This window comes from Aeromonas sp. QDB23 (assembly GCF_027707745.1).
GTDB classification, from domain to species: domain Bacteria; phylum Pseudomonadota; class Gammaproteobacteria; order Enterobacterales; family Aeromonadaceae; genus Aeromonas; species Aeromonas allosaccharophila.
The window spans coordinates 38,065-53,803 of the sequence record NZ_JAPCJA010000034.1; the positions used below are offsets into that span (position 1 = coordinate 38,065).

Sequence of the window (15,739 nt, forward strand, 5' to 3'; positions counted from 1 at the left end):
CCGATAATCGCGGGTCATAATATCGCAAACTGCCCTTTCTCTGTAGCAAGGCCTGACTGATGAAGTTATTTGTAAGAGATTTGACCGTGATCGACTCCAGCTACCTGTGCGAACGCCGCGGCATGGTCGGCGAGAGCTGGCTGGTAGATATCGAGATGAGCGGTGAGCTCAACGAAATGAGCATGCTGCTGGACTTTGGCCGGGTAAAGAAGCTGATCAAATCGATCATCGATGAAGAAGTGGACCACAAGCTGCTGGTGCCGACCGAGTGCCCGCTGATCCACATCGAAACCCTGGACGGCGACGAGAGCACGGTGGATCTGCTGCGCCCGAGGCGCTCCATCCATCTGCGCTGCCCGACCCAGGGCTTCGCCTTTATCCCTGCCCCGCAAGTTGATAAAGAGTCGGTGACCCGCTACCTGCTGGCGGTGCTGGCCAAACGGCTGCCGGGCAATATCAAGGATCTGTCGCTGACCCTGCGCCACGAAGCCATCGACGGTGCCTTCTATCACTACAGCCACGGCCTGAAAAAGCATGATGGCAACTGCCAGCGCATCGCCCACGGCCATCGCTCCCCCATCGAGATCCACGTCGATGGTGAGCGCGATCAGGAGCTTGAGCTCAACTGGGCCGAACGCTGGGGCGATATCTACCTCGGCACCGAGGAGGACAAGGTGGCGCTGACCGAGCTCGCCTTGAGCCCCCGCGCCAATACCCAGCTTGGCGATCATCACATCGGCTTCAAATATGTGGCGCCGCAGGGGCTGTTCCAGCTGGCCATCCCCAGCGCCGAGGTGGAGATGATCGACACCGACACCACGGTCGAGCTGCTGGCCTGCTACATCGCCCGCGAAGTGAAGAAGATGGTGGGCGACAAGTTCGTCAAGATTGTCGCCTATGAAGGGGTCGGCAAGGGCGCGATTGCCTACGCCTGATCCTCTTATCACTGCCGCACAATGGACAAGGCCCCGCATCTGCGGGGCCTTATAGTTTCAACGTTCGACCATCAGGCGCTGAGGCGGAAGCGCTTGACCAGACTCTCCTGCTGCTCGGCGAGGGAATCCAGCTGCTGGCTGGTCTCGGCCACCCGCTCGATCCCCTGATAGTTGAGATCCGAGATATCGGAGATGCGGTTGAGGTTGGTGGCGATATCGGCGCTGGTCGCCTGCTGCTGCTCGGCGGCAGAGGCGATCTGGCTCGACATGTCGCTGATCAGCACCACGATCCCCTGCACCTCCTCCATGGCGTTGTTGGCGTGAGAGCTCTGCTCCACGCAGCTATCCATTTCGCGAGAGCACTCTTGCATCACGGTCACCGCCTTGGCAACCCCCTGCTGCAGATTCTCGATCATGGTCTGGATCTCGCTGGTGGACTGGGCGGTGCGGCCCGCCAGACTGCGCACCTCATCCGCCACTACCGCAAATCCGCGCCCCTGCTCGCCTGCCCGCGCCGCTTCGATGGCGGCGTTGAGGGCCAGCAGGTTGGTCTGCTCGGCGATGCCGCGAATGACATCGAGGATATTGCCGATCTGGCTGCTCATGGCGCTCACATCGCCAATCACCTTGCCGGTCTGTTGCAGCTTGCCCGCCAGCTGATGGGTGGTGGTGATATTGCCTGCCATCACCTTGCGGCCGGTCTCGGAGGCCTTCTCCACATCCTGCACCCGTTCCAGAGTCTGGTTCGCAGCCTGCGCCACCTCCCGCACCGAGGCCTCCATCTGGGTCATGGCGGCGGCGACCGAGGCGGTCTCCTGACGCTGTTTCTCCAAATCCGCCCGCACCGATTCGGTGGTGTGGCGGTTGCCGTGGGCGGCATCGTTAAGCTGGGCCGATGCCTGCGAAAGCTGCGCCAGCACCTCCCCCATCTGGGCGATCAGCAGGTTGATCTGGCTGCCCAGCTGACCGAATTCGTTCTTGCTCTGAAAACCGATGCGCTGGGTCATGTCGCCCTGGGTCACTTCGGTCAGTACCCGCAGCAACTCCCTGAGCGGACGGCGAATCGCCTTGCCGAGGGTGTAGGCCACCAGCATAGCGATCAGGATGGCGACCACGATGCTGGCCCCCTGAGTCAGGGTGCTCTGGCTCTGCACTGCTCTGGCGTGCGCAATGCTTTGGCTCATCAGCTGCTGGCTCTGGCCGGTGATCCGCTCAAGCCGGTTCTGGATCTCGACGATGAGCGCGCTGGCCTGCTTGCTCTTCTCCCGCATCTGCTCCTGCTGCTTCATCAGCGCCAGATACTGGGCGAGCACGCCTTCGCTCGCGGTAGTGTCACGTACGAAGCCGTGAACATAGTGGCCCATGTCGTTCTCGAAGTTCTTGAGCTCACTCTGCAGATCCTTGATGGTGCTGTTGAACCCTTCAATCTGCATCTTGTTGCGCTTGAGCGCCCCTTCGATTGGAGCCGGAATGGTCTGGTTGAGGGCGTCCATGGTGGAGAGTTCGATGGCGGAGAGCTTGGTGGTCAGGGTCTCGGAGAGCATCTTGATGAAGCTGTCGTCGATGGTGACCATCATGTCCCCCAGACTCTTCTTGAACTGGGGCAGACTGACCTGAAACTGCCCCTTGGCCAGATTGACCTTGTGCAGCCGGGTGAGCAGCGCCTCATGTTCGCCGGGCAGGGTGTCAGTCAGTTGCAGATAGCTGTCGACCTGCTGGCTGAGGCTGCTCATCTCCCCTTGCAGTTCGGGGTGGTGGGCGACCTGCTGGCGCAAGGCGTCAAGACTCTTGCCTACCGCGGCCTTGGCCTGTTTCAGTTCGGCCACTTCGGCCGGCAGCTGTTTGGGATCCTGCTCGGTGAGCACATCCCCCAGCCACTTGTTGGCGCTGAGCAGGGTGATCTGGGTCTGGCTGCTGGCAATCACCAGCGGCATCGACTGCTGGGTAACCTGCTCCAGCGCGTTCCCCAGGGTCTCCTGACTACGAAATGTGAGTAGTGAACTGGCCACCATCACGGCCACCAGGATCGCGAAGCCAAGGTAGACTCGCTGCAAGATGGAGAGATCCGACATTGTTTGTTTCATTATTGTCCCGCTGTATATGCAAAAGTCCCTTGCCTGAGTACCCCGTCCTTTTGATACCCTGCAGACCACCCTGAACAGGCGGTGCAGATGACGTCCCTCTGGCTATCGGTATTTTTAACAATAACTGAAGGGAATGGGACATCAGCTGTGTCAAATGTCGGCTTGTGTCACACTTGGCGTGCTGCTCGCCCCCCTTTCGGGAGCCGCTTGGGGTTCTAGTTCAATTTTCTGTTTCATATAAGTGAGTTAGCCATGGCGCAAGAAACCATTTTCAGCAAAATCATCCGTAAAGAGATCCCTGCCGACATCCTTTATCAAGACGATCTGGTCACCGCATTCCGGGATATCCAACCCAAGGCCAAGACCCATGTTCTGATCATCCCCAATACCCTGATCCCCACTGTCAACGACGTGGAAGCCGAACATGAACTGGCCCTTGGCCGGATGTTCACCGTGGCCCGCAAGCTGGCCGCCGAGGCGGGCATCGCCGAAGATGGCTACCGCCTCATCATGAACTGCAACCGCCACGGCGGGCAGGAGGTCTACCACATCCACATGCATCTGGTCGGTGGCCAACCGCTGGGGCCGCTGCTCAGCCTGTAATGAATCGCCACGCCTCAACCTGCCGCAGCGCCCTGTTGCTCTGCGGCGCCCTGCTGTTGCTGGGGGGCTGCGCCTCCCGCTGGCAGGATATGTTCGTCTCCTACTCCGATCAGATGGTGCCCCTGCGCAACCAGCTGCTGCTGGGCCATGCCGCCGAGGCGCTGCCCGAGGTGCGTGACTCGACCCTTGGGGATGACACCTTTGTCCTCGATCGCCTTGAAGAGGGGCGCATCGCCTGGCTGGCGGGACAGGATGCAGGCAGCAAGCAGGCGTTCACCGCCGCCGACAGCCGCCTTCAGTGGGAAGACAATCAGGCCGAATACCGGCTGAGCCACGGGCTCGATCAGGTGGGCAGTCTGCTCACCAACGATCAGTCGATGGCCTATCTCACCCCCGATTACGAACGCACCATGCTGCACCACTATCTGGCCCTCAACTACCTGCAACGGGGGGATGCCGATGGTGCCCTGGTGGAGGTACGCCGGGCCAATCAGGTGCAGGAGCAGGCCCTGAAACGGCGAGCCGACGAGGTGCGCAAGGCGAAGGACGAGAGCGAAGAGGCCGAGGCAGAAGGCGAGATGCGCCAGCTGATGTCGCGCGACGCACCGGATCTCGACCGGTTGATCGGCAAGGTCAAAAACGGTTTTCAGAACGCCTACACCTTCTATTTTTCCGCCGTGCTCTATGAAGCTGCGGGGGATCTCAACGATGCCTGGGTCGACTATCAGCGCGGCTACCAGATAGCGCCGGACAACCGCAGCCTGCAAGATGCCTTGCTGCGACTGGCGCGGCTGCGTGGTTCGCCGGACGAGATCCGCGAGACCGAAAAAAAGGTGGGCCGCAAGGCGCCGCTGCTTGCCAAGGATCAAGGCCAGCTGGTGGTGCTGTTTGAAGATGGCTTGATCCCGGCGCGGCGCGAGCTGTTCCTGCCACTGCCCATCTCCACTTCCAGCGGCGATTTTCGTACCTTTACCGTCGCCATCCCCTATTACGATAATCGGGCCAGCGACACCGGCCCGCTGACGGTGGAGGTCGGCAAACGGGTCGAACAGACCAGCGAGCTGGTGCGACTGGAGGCGTTGGCCGCCAAAGATCTGCAGGAGCGGCTGCCCGGCATGCTGACCCGTCAGGCGCTGCGACTGGTGGCCAAGGAGCAGATGCGCCACACCGCCGCCAAAGAGGGGGGCGATGTGGGCAATATTCTGGTGGGGATCTTCAACACCCTCTCCGAGCGGGCCGATACCCGCAGCTGGCTGACGCTGCCAGCGCAGGCATCGAGCTGGCAGGGAATGGTGCCGGCAGGCGACGTGACCATAACTCTGGGAGCCGGTGCGGCGCAGCGGCAATTGCCGCTCACCATCCACAAGGGACGCACCACTCTGGTCTGGGTTCAGCGCCTCGGGGCCGGTCTGACCACCCGGGTGATGCCGCTTTGAACACACAGCCAACGCAGATGAACGAGACGATTAACGGGCAGGCTCACGCGCTGCCCCACTCACCCCGATTAAGGAGAGCAAGATGAAAGCATACGGGTTGGCCCTCGGGCTCGCGCTACTGCTCAGCGGCTGCGCCACCAATACCTCCGGCATTGCGCTCTATGGCCCGGCTGGCGGCGCTCCCACGCTGGAGCAGCATCAAAACGTCAATGTCACCCTGACCGAGTTGAGCCGCCGCCAGCAAAATGGCCTGCTGCAGGTCAATGTGGCCGCCGCCAGCACCCAGCGCGGCGATAACAAGCTGCAATACATGTTCTATTGGTATGATGAGGCCGGTCAGGAGGTCGCCAGCGATGGCCGCGGCTGGACCCCCATCAAGCTGCATGGCTATCAGACCCGCACCCTCTCGGCCCTGGCGCCCAGCCCGGCGGCGCAGGGTTACCGGATTTACGTACGCGAAGTGATTGAGGAATCCAACTGATGAAAATGAATCATGCCCTGCTGATCCTGACCGGCGCGTTGCTGCTGGGCGGCTGCTCCAGCACCACCGTCAGCTATGGCGATCCCACTGAAACCGAAACCGTCACCGTCGATTACGGCTCAAGCGATCTGCAGGCCATCGCCGACAAGATGGCGGACTCCATGCTGGCCTCCCCCGCCACCAGCGAGATCACCGCTGGCGGTCGTCCGGTGATGTTTATGGACTCCATCCGCAACAAGACCTCCGAGCACATCGATACCGAAGCCATCACCGATACCATCCGCACCAAGTTGCTGCGGGCCGGCAAATTCCGCTTCGTTGACATGAGCAAGGTGGCTGCCGTCAAGCAGCAGCTCGAATACCAGCAGAGCAGCGGCATGGTAGACCCTGCCTCCATGGTGCGTCTGGGCAAACAGACCGGTGCCCGCTACATGGTCTATGGCAACCTCGCCAGCATCGTCAAGGACAATGGCAAGGTGAAGGATGTCTACTACCAGATGACCATGAACCTGATGGATCTGCAAAACGGCGAACTGCTGTGGGCCGATCAGAAAGAGATCCGCAAACAGGCGAAGAAATCCACCTTTGGCTGGTAACCGGCTCCCGCTGACGGGCAGCAGTGATGCGCTGCTGGCCAGACTGCCCGCCCCCTGGCGGGAGGGGCAGCTGGAACCACTCGGGTTAGGTCTGACCAACTGCAACTATCGACTGCGCCTCCCCTCGGGGCGCAGTTACTTTTTGCGTCAAGGCCACCCCGATCCGCTGCGCCTTGGCATCGACCGCCCCACCGAGTGGCAGCTTTATCAGGGGGCGATGGCCGAAGGGCTGGCGCTACCCTGCCACTATGGCGCTCCCGCCAGCGGCCTGATGCTGCTCGAATGGTGCGATGAGCCCAACTGGGTGCACGCGGCGCCACCGGCAGCCGATCAGCCCCGCCTGCTGGCTGAGGTGCTGCGCAAGCTCCATCGCTTGCCGCTACCTGCGGTGGTGATGGCGGTGCGAGCCCACGCGGCAGGCTATCGCGCCCGACTGGCCCACATTCCCTCCTGGCTGCCCGTGCTGGAGCGGGGCTTGCTCGCCAGTAGCGAGCCAAATGATTGCTGGCGCCCTTGCCACCATGATCTCAATCCGGCTAACTTGTTGGGAAGCAAACCCTGGGTCATCGACTGGGAGTATGGCGCGGCAGGTCACCCCGGCTTTGAGCTCGCCAGCATCCAGCGCACCCACGAGTGGCCCGCCGAGCGGCGCGACGCGCTGGAAGCGCACTATCTGCAGGCCCTGCCGCGCCACCAGTGGCCCGATTTTCAGAGCGAGGCATTTTTACCCTGGGTCGACTATATCGGCCTGCTCTGGGCCCTGCTGATGGCCGAGCAACAGGCCTCACCCGACGATTCACACGACTATGACACCCTGATCGCCATCAACCGGCAACGACTGGAGTAACAGATGATAAACAAGGTGCGCTGGCACAAGCCGAAAACCTGGGGTCTGCTGCTGATCGGCCTGCTGCTGACAGGGTGCTCCACCCGGGTGATCTACTACTGGCTCGATACCGCCATCATCTGGCAGCTGGATGACTACTTCGCCCTCTCCTATTCGCAAAAGGATCTGCTCAGCCGCGAAGTGAAGGGGTTGATGGCCTGGCATCGCCAGCATGAGCTGCCCCGCTACGCCAAGGATCTCGATGCGCTGGCCAAAGCCATTGCCAGCCCCATGACCCCGGAGCAGATCTCCACCAACCTTGATGCGGTGCAGCAGAGCCTGACCCGTACCCTGGAAAACACCATTCCCCGCGCAGTGAGACTGGCGCGCACCCTGACCGACGATCAGGTGGCCCGCTTCATGACCGATCGGGTCAAGCGGCAACAGGAGCGGCAGCACGACTTCGCCACCGAGCCCAAAGAACAGATGCTGGCGGAGTTTCGCGACAAGATGAACAAGCGGCTCGAATTCTGGATTGGCGAGGTGAAACCGGCACAGGCGCCACTGGTGGCCCAGTGGGCCGAGTGGCAATACGAGCTGATGCCCCCCTGGCTCGAGTTTCAGGCGTCATGGACCCAGGAGCTGGACAGGCTGATGAAGCAGCGCCAGAGTCCCGACTTTACCCGCGAGCTGACTGACCTGCTGGCCGAAGGAGATGGCCTGATGGATGGCCGCTTTACCGGCTATACCGAACAGTCGCGCCAGCGCACGGTCAACTGGCTGAGCGCCATGAGCCAGTCGCTGGACATCTCCCAGCGGGCCCATCTCTACTCCCTGCTCAAGGGCTACGCCCGCGACTTCGAGCAGATGACCGGAAGCTGACAACGCGACCTCGGAATCATCCTAATTAGGCGGCAAGGGTTGTCCCTCCGCCGCCGCCTGTGGTAGTTTGCCCTTTCTATTTATCGGGAATTAACTTTTTGCGCCTTATCGACAAAGCCAAACTGGTGCTGGTAACTCTGGTTATCGCCCTCACCCTGCTTTGTTCCATCACCCGAATGGAAGGCCCGCTGTTACCCGCATATCCCCACAGTGAACAGCAGCAGACTCAGGTGTTCAATCAGTTGAGCGACAGCGATGATGGCGTCATCAAGTTTGTCGGCAGCCATCAGAATCACCTGCTGCGTCTCGAACAATCCCTGCGCAGTGACGACCAGCCCGATAGCGTGGTCTACGAGCTGATCCAGAGCTGGTCTGCCCAGGCCATCCTGCTGTTGCTGCTCGGCTGGCTGATGCTGGCCCCCGAGCTCTATCACAAACAGAGTTTTCGCCATCACTTCGGCGCGATCCACCGGCGTCATCTACAGCGCCAACATCTGCAATACCGCTTCAACCAGAGCTATCTGAGCGCCTGACCCCGGAGGGGCTGGCACATCCACTGTTTGCACATCTCCTCATCCTGACGGATCCGGCTGCCGCCTGATCCGCACCCGATGCATTCCATTTTTTTGCGCCTTGCCGAGCCTTGCTGCTATCGGCCTGCGCACCATTCTCCTGACAGAGGCTTGTTTGCCATGAGAAAGAGCAATCGCACCATTCTCAACCGCATGAGCAAGTGGCAGTACGCACTGCTGCTGTTGATGCTGTTGACCTTTACCTTTTACTCCCTGCCCACCTTTTTCGGTGAGCAGCCCTCCCTCGGCCTGCACGGACAGCAGCGCCTGACCACCCAGCAACAGATGCTGCTGGCCGACAAACACCTGATGCCGGTCAAGGTGATCGAGCAACCTGAGCGGGTCGAACTGGTCTTTGCCAGCCAGGGCGAACAGCAGCGCGCCAAGCAGTTGCTGGAGCAGCAAGGGGTCGACAGTGCCGCCCTCACCCTGGAGTTTCACTCCAACGCGCCGGGCTGGATCACCCGCCTCGGCGCCGACCCCATCAAGCTGGGGCTCGACCTGCGTGGCGGCTCCCAACTGCTGATCGGGGTAGACGTGGATTTTGTCATCGACACCCAGACCAAGAATCTGGTGGATACCCTGCGCACCCGCTTTCGTGAAGCGAACCTGCGCGGCGCCAGCGTCATGCGCAGCGCCCAGGGCGCCGTAGCCGTGACTCTGCCGGAGGTCGCCGAACAGGAGAGCTGGCTCTCCATCATCAAGGAGAGTGCCGGTACCCGTCAGGATCAGTGGAAGCTGACCCGCTCCGGCAATGATCTGAAACTGGTGCTGAGCGACGCGGAGCGCACCCTGCTGGTCAACAACGCCGTGACCCAGAACCTGTCGATCCTGAAAAAACGGATCAACGAACTCGGCATCGTCGAGGCCTCGGTGGTACGTCAGGGGCAGGATGGTATCCGTATCGAACTGCCCGGGGTTCACAACCCCAAGCAGGCGAAAGAGGTGATCGGTGCCACCGCCTCGCTGGCCTTCTACGAGGCCAAAGCCGACAGCCACTTCTATATCGCCGATCGCAGCGGTCAGGCCGTCGGCATGGCGCGCAAACCGGTGCTGACCGGCGAGCACATCGTCGATGCCCGCGCCAACATGGGCGAGATGGGTCAACCCCAGGTCAATATCGTGCTCGACACCCTGGGTGGCAGCAAGATGAACCAGTTCAGCCGCCAACATGTGGGCAAACCGATGGCGACCGTCTTCACCGAGTACAAGACCAACGCTCAAGGCAAGCTGCGCGCCCAGAGCGAAGTGATCAACGTCGCCACCATCCAGACCGCCCTTGGCAACCAGTTCCGCATCACCGGCATTGGCAGTCTGCCGGAAGCGCAAGAGCTGGCCATGCTGCTGCGTGCCGGCGCCCTCACCGCCCCCCTCAAGATCCTCGAGGAGCGATCCATTGGCCCGACGCTGGGGATGCAGAATATCGAGGCGGGCTTCACCGCGCTGGCCTTCGGCATGGCAGGCATGATGCTGTTCATGATGGCCTGGTACCGCAAGTTCGGCTGGGTTGCCATCACGGCGCTGGTCGCCAACCTGTTGATGCAGGTCGGCATGCTGGCGGTGCTGCCGGGCGCCGTGCTGACCCTGCCGGGGATCGCCGGTCTGGTGCTGACGGTGGGCATGGCGGTGGATACCCATGTGCTGATCTTCGAGCGGATCAAGGACCGTCTGCGAGAAGGGGGCTCACTGGCCAACGCCATCGACTTTGGCTATCGCTCGGCCTTCCACACCATCTTCGATGCCAACATCACCACCCTCATCTGCGCCGTGGTGCTCTACTCCATCGGCTCCGGGCCGCTGCAGGGCTTTTCCATCACCCTCATTCTGGGTCTGCTCTCCAGCATGATCACCGGGATCTGGGGGACGCGCGCCATCATCAACCCCCTGTGGGGACGCAGCAGCGAGCGCACGTTGAAGGTGTAACGGGACTGCTGTCCCTCTGATGAGCGGCTTTGGCGGCGCCATCGGCCATGGAGATGGCCGGGGCATGCCAAAGCAGAACCCTTTTCCCCGGCGTGTCGCGACACGTCGTGATGGGCCAACAGCCTGATGCTGGCTGGCCAAGGAGAGAATTATGTTGAGAATGATCGTTGCCATGGGGCTGACCCGTTGGCGCTATATCGGCCTGTGGGCCTCCATCCTGCTGACCGTGGCCAGCGTGGCCATCTTGCTGGTGAACGGCCTGACTCTGGGGCTCGATTTTACCGGCGGGATCCTGCTGGAGTTTCATATCCAGACCCTGAAAGAGGCCCATGAGCTCAATGCCATGCTGGTCTCCCCGCTGGCGGGGGCCGTTGAGCTGAGCTCTGCCGGTGTACCCGGTGAGTGGCTGATCAAGCTGCCCCCCCACGAACTGCCCTGGCAAGCCACCGAGCTGGCCACCATGCTGAGCCAACAGTTGGGGATGCCGGTCGAGCTGCTGCGCACCACCATCGTCGGCCCTCAGGTGGGTGCCGAGCTGTTCCAGCAGGGGATGCTGGCGGTGCTGGTGGCTTCGCTGGCGATGTCGGCCTATCTGGCATTTCGCTTCGAGTGGCGTCAGGCCATCGGCATCCTGCTCTCGGTGGTCCATGACGCCATCGTGGCGCTGGGGCTGCTCTCCCTGTGCCAGATCGAGTTTGACCTCAACATCATCGCCGGCTTGATGGCGGTGATCGGTTACTCCCTCAACGACAGCATCGTCATCTCGGACAGGCTGCGGGATCTGCTGAGCTCGCGCACCCAGATGGGGATCCACGAGTGCTCCGATGTGGCCATCAAGGCGACCTTCAGTCGCACCATGATCACCTCGGGCACCACCCTGTTTACCGTGGGCGCTCTGTTGCTGTTTGGCGGTGACGCCCTCTACGGCTTCTCCTTCACCCTGTTTGCCGGGATCCTGGTGGGCACCGTCTCCTCCATCACCGTCGCCTCGACCGTGCAGGAGCTGCTGGGCCTCACCCCGCAGGCCTACCAGAAGAAGAGCGAGGAGCCACTGGCCAACGCGGCCTGACCCTTGTACTGACCAGGCCCCTGCCAACCCACGGCAGGGGCCACCGCTCCCAGTCTCGTCTCAATTGACAACTGAACAGATTCGCAACACTTTCTGATCGGAACGTCGTTTTTAATGACAGAAGAGTCATTTTGTTACGAAATCAACCGCCAAAATGTGACTGAAAGCACTTTCTTGAGGGCTCAAAAGCGGCACCATTGTAGTGATTTATCTACAAAGGGATATGAGATGTTGTTACAACCTGCCAATACAGCGAAATCCAGACAGTTGCTGAACGAGACCATGGCCTTGGTGCTCGCAGGAGGGCGGGGGAGTCGCCTCAAACAGTTAACCGACAACCGGGCCAAGCCTGCGGTACATTTTGGCGGCAAATTCCGCATCATCGATTTCGTGCTCTCCAACTGCATCAACTCCGGCATTCGTCGGGTCGGTGTCGTCACCCAATACAAGTCCCACAGCCTGTTGCGCCACCTGCAATCCGGCTGGTCCTTCTTGCGCTATCAGATGAACGAGTTTATCGATCTGCTCCCTGCCCAGCAACGAGTGGACGAGGTGAACTGGTATCGTGGCACCGCCGATGCGGTCTACCAGAACCTGGACATCATCCGCGATCACGCCCCCAAATATGTGGTGGTGCTGGCGGGCGATCACATCTACAAGATGGATTACGCCGCCATGCTGCTGGATCACGTCAATATGGGCGCCAAGGTCACCGTGGCCTGTATCGAAGTACCGCGCAGCGAGGCAAGCGCCTTCGGAGTGATGGCGGTGGATGATGATCGCAAGATCAATGCGTTTGTCGAAAAACCGGCCAACCCGCCCGCCATGCCGGGCAAACCAGAGCACGCCCTGGCCTCCATGGGGGTCTATATCTTCGATGCCGAGTATCTCTATCAGCTGCTGGATGAAGATATCGCCAACGCGCAGTCCCACCACGATTTCGGCATGGATGTGATCCCCCGCGTGGTGAAAGAGGGCACCGCTTACGCTCACCCGTTCAGCATGTCCTGCGTCGGTTGTGCCCCTGACAGAGCCCCCTATTGGCGCGATGTAGGCACCGTAGACTCCTTCTGGGAAGCCAATATGGATCTTGCCTCGGTGACCCCGGAGCTCGATATCTACGATCAGGAGTGGCCCATCTGGACCAGCCAGAACATGACCCCCTCCGCCAAGTTCGTGCAGGACAGAAACGGCCAGCACGGCATGACCATCAACTCGATGTTCTCCGGCGGCACCATCGTCAGCGGCTCCTTCATCCTGAGTTCGGTGCTCTTCACCAATGTACGGGTTGATTCATTCTGCACCCTGGATCAGGCAGTGATCTTCCCGGGTGTGGAGATCGGCGCGGGTTGCCGACTGCGTCGGGTAGTGATCGACAAGGGATGCAAGCTGCCGGAAGGGATGGTGATCGGTGAGAACGCCGATGAAGATGCCCGCCGCTTCCATCGTTCCGAACAGGGGATCGTACTGGTCACCAAGCCGATGCTGGATGCACTGGCAAAAACGGCGCGCAAGCAGGCTGTAGAGCAGGCCGTGCCGGCATAACTCTCCGCCCAGCACTGTTATCGCGACAAACAACGGGATCCCTTGCAGGCTCCCGTTTTTTACGGCCACTTGCCCCCGCCATTCGACCTCCCATCGCCAGATCGTAAAGATATGATTACAAGGGTGGCATTTCATGGACAAATCTGGCAGTTAATCCAAACCTTTGGCGATGAACAGTACTTTTATATTGCCAAAAGGCTATTAAATTCCATATTCGCACTTGAAAGTTGGCATTTACTTGGTATTGTGGTGGCCAATCGTAACGAAAGCGGTACTTTCGTAAATATATAATTACAGCTGGTGGTATCAAAACCAGTGTGCTGACTCTGGCGAGGCAAACAGGCTATGCAACGAGATCCCCTGAACAACATCCATATCCAGTCCGAACAAGTGATGATCACCCCTGCCCAGCTCAAGGAGAAGTTACCCATCTCCGACAAGGCGCTGGCATTCGTGCAAGGGGCCCGCACTACCATCGCCGACATCATCCACCGTCGCGATCACCGGCTGCTGGTGATCTGTGGTCCCTGCTCCATCCACGACATGGATGCCGCCAAAGAGTACGCAACCCGACTCAAAGCGCTGCATGATGCTTACCAGGATTCTCTCTACATCGTCATGCGGGTCTACTTTGAGAAGCCACGCACCACGGTCGGCTGGAAAGGCTTTATCAACGACCCGAACCTGGATGGCACCTTCGATGTGGAGCTGGGACTGCACCGTGCCCGCGAGCTGCTCTGCTGGCTGGCAGAGCTGGAGCTGCCGCTGGCGACCGAGGCGCTCGATCCCATCAGCCCGCAATACCTGGCCGAGCTCTTCTCCTGGTCGGCCATCGGCGCCCGTACTACCGAATCCCAGACCCACAGGGAGATGGCGTCCGGTCTCTCCATGCCGGTGGGCTTCAAGAACGGCACCGACGGCAACCTGGGTACTGCCATCAATGCGCTGCAGGCCGCCTCCAGCCCCCACGCCTTTATGGGGATCAACCAGCAGGGTCAGGTTGCCTTGCTGCAGACCCAGGGCAACCCGGATGGCCACGTGATCCTGCGCGGCGGCAAACATCCCAACTACGACTCGGTTAACGTGTCGCTGGCGGAAGAGGCGCTGGAGAAAGCGGGCCTGCTGCCGAGCCTCGTGGTGGATTGCAGCCACGGCAACTCCAGCAAGGATCACCGTTTGCAGCCCAAGGTGGCCGACAACGTCATCCACCAGATCCAGGAGGGCAACCGCTCCATCATAGGGGTAATGCTCGAATCCAACCTGTTCGAGGGGAACCAGTCCAGCGAGCAGCCCAAGTGCGAGATGCGCTACGGTGTCTCCATCACCGATGCCTGCATCGACTGGGATAGCACAGCCACTCTGCTGGCGCGATGCCATCGCGAGCTGGCTGCGCCGCTCAAGGGCAGAACTGCACGGTAAGCCGTGGTATCTTGTCGTAACTGATTGAACCATAGAGGTATCACTGCCCACGCAGTGATACCTTGTTGCCTCTTGAATTTCAGGGCGCCGCCGCTTTCGGCGCCAGCAGGGACTGGATATGGCTGAAGAGTTGAATGAACTCAGGGACAAGATAGATGCGGTGGACAAGCAGCTGATCGCTCTGCTGGCCGCCCGTCTGGCCCTGGTGGGGGAAGTGGGTGAAGTGAAGAGCCGCCACGGCCTGCCCATCTATGCACCGGACAGGGAGGCGAGCATGCTGGCCCGCCGCCGCGCCGAGGCCGAGCTACTGGGGGTGCCCGGCGATCTCATCGAGGACGTACTGCGCCGGGTCATGCGCGAATCTTATGCCAGTGAGAAAGACACCGGCTTCAAGTGCATAAAGCCGGATCTTGGCAAGGTGGTCATCATCGGCGGTCAGGGCCAGCTTGGCCGGCTGTTCGGTCATATGTTCGGCCTCTCAGGCTATCGGGTCGAGACGCTGGAGCAAGCCGACTGGCCGCGCGCTGACGAGATCCTCGCCGACGCCGGTCTGGTGATGGTGGCGGTGCCCATCGACATCACCTGCCAAATCATCGACCGCCTCGGCAACTTGCCCGCCCACTGCCTGCTGGTGGATGTCACCAGCGTAAAAGCTGCGCCGCTCGAACATATGCTGGCGGTACACAAGGGGCCGGTGCTGGGGCTGCACCCCATGTTCGGACCTGATGTGGCGAGCCTCGCCAAGCAGGTGATCGTCTGCTGTCAGGGTCGTGACCCCGCCGCCAGCCAATGGCTGCTGGATCAGATGACCATCTGGGGCGCCCGCTTGCAACAGGTAGAAGCCAAGGCCCACGATGAGGCAATGACCCTCATTCAGGCGCTGCGTCACTTCGCCACCTTTGCCTATGGCTGGCACCTCTCCCGGGAGCAGGCCAATCTGGATCGCCTGCTGAGTTTGAGCTCCCCCATCTACCGACTGGAGCTCGCCATGGTCGGGCGGCTGTTTGCCCAGGATCCCCACCTCTATGCCGACATCATTTTGTCGTCACCGCAGAATCTGGCGATGATCCGCCGTTACTACCAAAACTTCGGCGAAGCGCTGGGGCTGCTGGAGCGGGGGGACAGAGCCGGCTTTATCGACGCCTTCTCGCAGGTCTCCGGTTTCTTCGGTGAACATGCCGACCAGTTCCTGCGGGAAAGCCGCATGCTGCTGGCCCAGGCCAACGACCGCCGCCAACACGGCTGATCCTGCAAAAGCAGTCACCGCTAATACCACCAAAAAGGGAAGATGCCCAGGGCAAGATCGCGAACGTTTTTTAAGCAGGGCACGAGGATTTGACCGACCGAACAGGGTGTGATCTTATACTC

At 60.8% G+C, this 15,739-nt stretch carries 14 protein-coding genes; 13 read left to right on the top strand and 1 reads right to left on the bottom strand.

Annotated features, from left to right (window positions below):
- Positions 1 to 59 precede the first annotated feature (59 nt).
- Positions 60 to 935 carry a 6-carboxytetrahydropterin synthase gene (locus PG888_RS14685; protein WP_270693668.1) on the top strand — a complete coding sequence of 292 codons (876 nt, stop codon included), beginning with the start codon at positions 60 to 62 and terminating at the stop codon, positions 933 to 935.
- A gap of 71 nt (positions 936 to 1,006) precedes the next feature.
- Here PG888_RS14685 and PG888_RS14690 read toward each other — a convergent pair whose 3' ends face one another.
- Positions 1,007 to 3,019, bottom strand: a complete 2,013-nt coding sequence (locus PG888_RS14690) for a methyl-accepting chemotaxis protein (protein WP_270693670.1) — start codon at positions 3,017 to 3,019, stop codon at positions 1,007 to 1,009.
- Between the two features lie 252 nt (positions 3,020 to 3,271).
- On the opposite strand from PG888_RS14690, the gene hinT reads away from it, so the two are divergent.
- From hinT to tyrA, 12 genes are all read left to right on the top strand, one after another.
- On the top strand, positions 3,272 to 3,622 hold the full coding sequence (gene hinT, locus PG888_RS14695; RefSeq protein WP_075114126.1) for a purine nucleoside phosphoramidase: 351 nt from the start codon (positions 3,272 to 3,274) through the stop codon (positions 3,620 to 3,622).
- Positions 3,622 to 5,058, top strand: a complete 1,437-nt coding sequence (locus tag PG888_RS14700; RefSeq protein ID WP_270693673.1) for a COG3014 family protein — start codon at positions 3,622 to 3,624, stop codon at positions 5,056 to 5,058. The genes hinT and PG888_RS14700 overlap by 1 nt, the downstream gene beginning before the upstream one ends.
- A gap of 82 nt (positions 5,059 to 5,140) precedes the next feature.
- The gene (locus PG888_RS14705; RefSeq protein ID WP_042022171.1) at positions 5,141 to 5,539 is read left to right on the top strand and encodes a YcfL family protein; all 399 of its coding nucleotides are present in this window, start codon (positions 5,141 to 5,143) and stop codon (positions 5,537 to 5,539) included.
- Positions 5,539 to 6,135 (top strand): penicillin-binding protein activator LpoB, encoded by a 597-nt coding sequence (gene lpoB, locus PG888_RS14710; RefSeq protein WP_005302153.1) that lies wholly within the window; start codon positions 5,539 to 5,541, stop codon positions 6,133 to 6,135. The genes PG888_RS14705 and lpoB overlap by 1 nt, the downstream gene beginning before the upstream one ends.
- Positions 6,125 to 6,982 (top strand): phosphotransferase, encoded by an 858-nt coding sequence (locus tag PG888_RS14715; protein WP_270693674.1) that lies wholly within the window; start codon positions 6,125 to 6,127, stop codon positions 6,980 to 6,982. Before lpoB ends, PG888_RS14715 begins: the two co-directional genes overlap by 11 nt.
- 3 nt (positions 6,983 to 6,985) lie before the next feature.
- The gene (locus tag PG888_RS14720; RefSeq protein WP_270693676.1) at positions 6,986 to 7,843 is read left to right on the top strand and encodes a DUF6279 family lipoprotein; all 858 of its coding nucleotides are present in this window, start codon (positions 6,986 to 6,988) and stop codon (positions 7,841 to 7,843) included.
- A 98-nt stretch (positions 7,844 to 7,941) separates the two neighbouring features.
- Positions 7,942 to 8,376 carry a hypothetical protein gene (locus PG888_RS14725; protein ID WP_213393128.1) on the top strand — a complete coding sequence of 145 codons (435 nt, stop codon included), beginning with the start codon at positions 7,942 to 7,944 and terminating at the stop codon, positions 8,374 to 8,376.
- Positions 8,377 to 8,535: 159 nt separating this feature from the next.
- Positions 8,536 to 10,338 (top strand): protein translocase subunit SecD, encoded by a 1,803-nt coding sequence (gene secD / locus PG888_RS14730; RefSeq protein ID WP_270693677.1) that lies wholly within the window; start codon positions 8,536 to 8,538, stop codon positions 10,336 to 10,338.
- Between the two features lie 151 nt (positions 10,339 to 10,489).
- Positions 10,490 to 11,407, top strand: a complete 918-nt coding sequence (secF, locus tag PG888_RS14735) for a protein translocase subunit SecF (protein WP_234664027.1) — start codon at positions 10,490 to 10,492, stop codon at positions 11,405 to 11,407.
- Positions 11,408 to 11,635: 228 nt separating this feature from the next.
- Complete coding sequence (gene glgC / locus PG888_RS14740) at positions 11,636 to 12,952, top strand: glucose-1-phosphate adenylyltransferase (RefSeq protein WP_042655852.1); 1,317 nt, start codon at positions 11,636 to 11,638, stop codon at positions 12,950 to 12,952.
- Positions 12,953 to 13,297: 345 nt separating this feature from the next.
- Positions 13,298 to 14,371 (top strand): 3-deoxy-7-phosphoheptulonate synthase, encoded by a 1,074-nt coding sequence (locus tag PG888_RS14745; protein WP_163129788.1) that lies wholly within the window; start codon positions 13,298 to 13,300, stop codon positions 14,369 to 14,371.
- Between the two features lie 118 nt (positions 14,372 to 14,489).
- Positions 14,490 to 15,617 (top strand): bifunctional chorismate mutase/prephenate dehydrogenase, encoded by a 1,128-nt coding sequence (gene tyrA / locus PG888_RS14750; RefSeq protein WP_270693679.1) that lies wholly within the window; start codon positions 14,490 to 14,492, stop codon positions 15,615 to 15,617.
- The last annotated feature ends 122 nt before the right edge of the window (positions 15,618 to 15,739 follow it).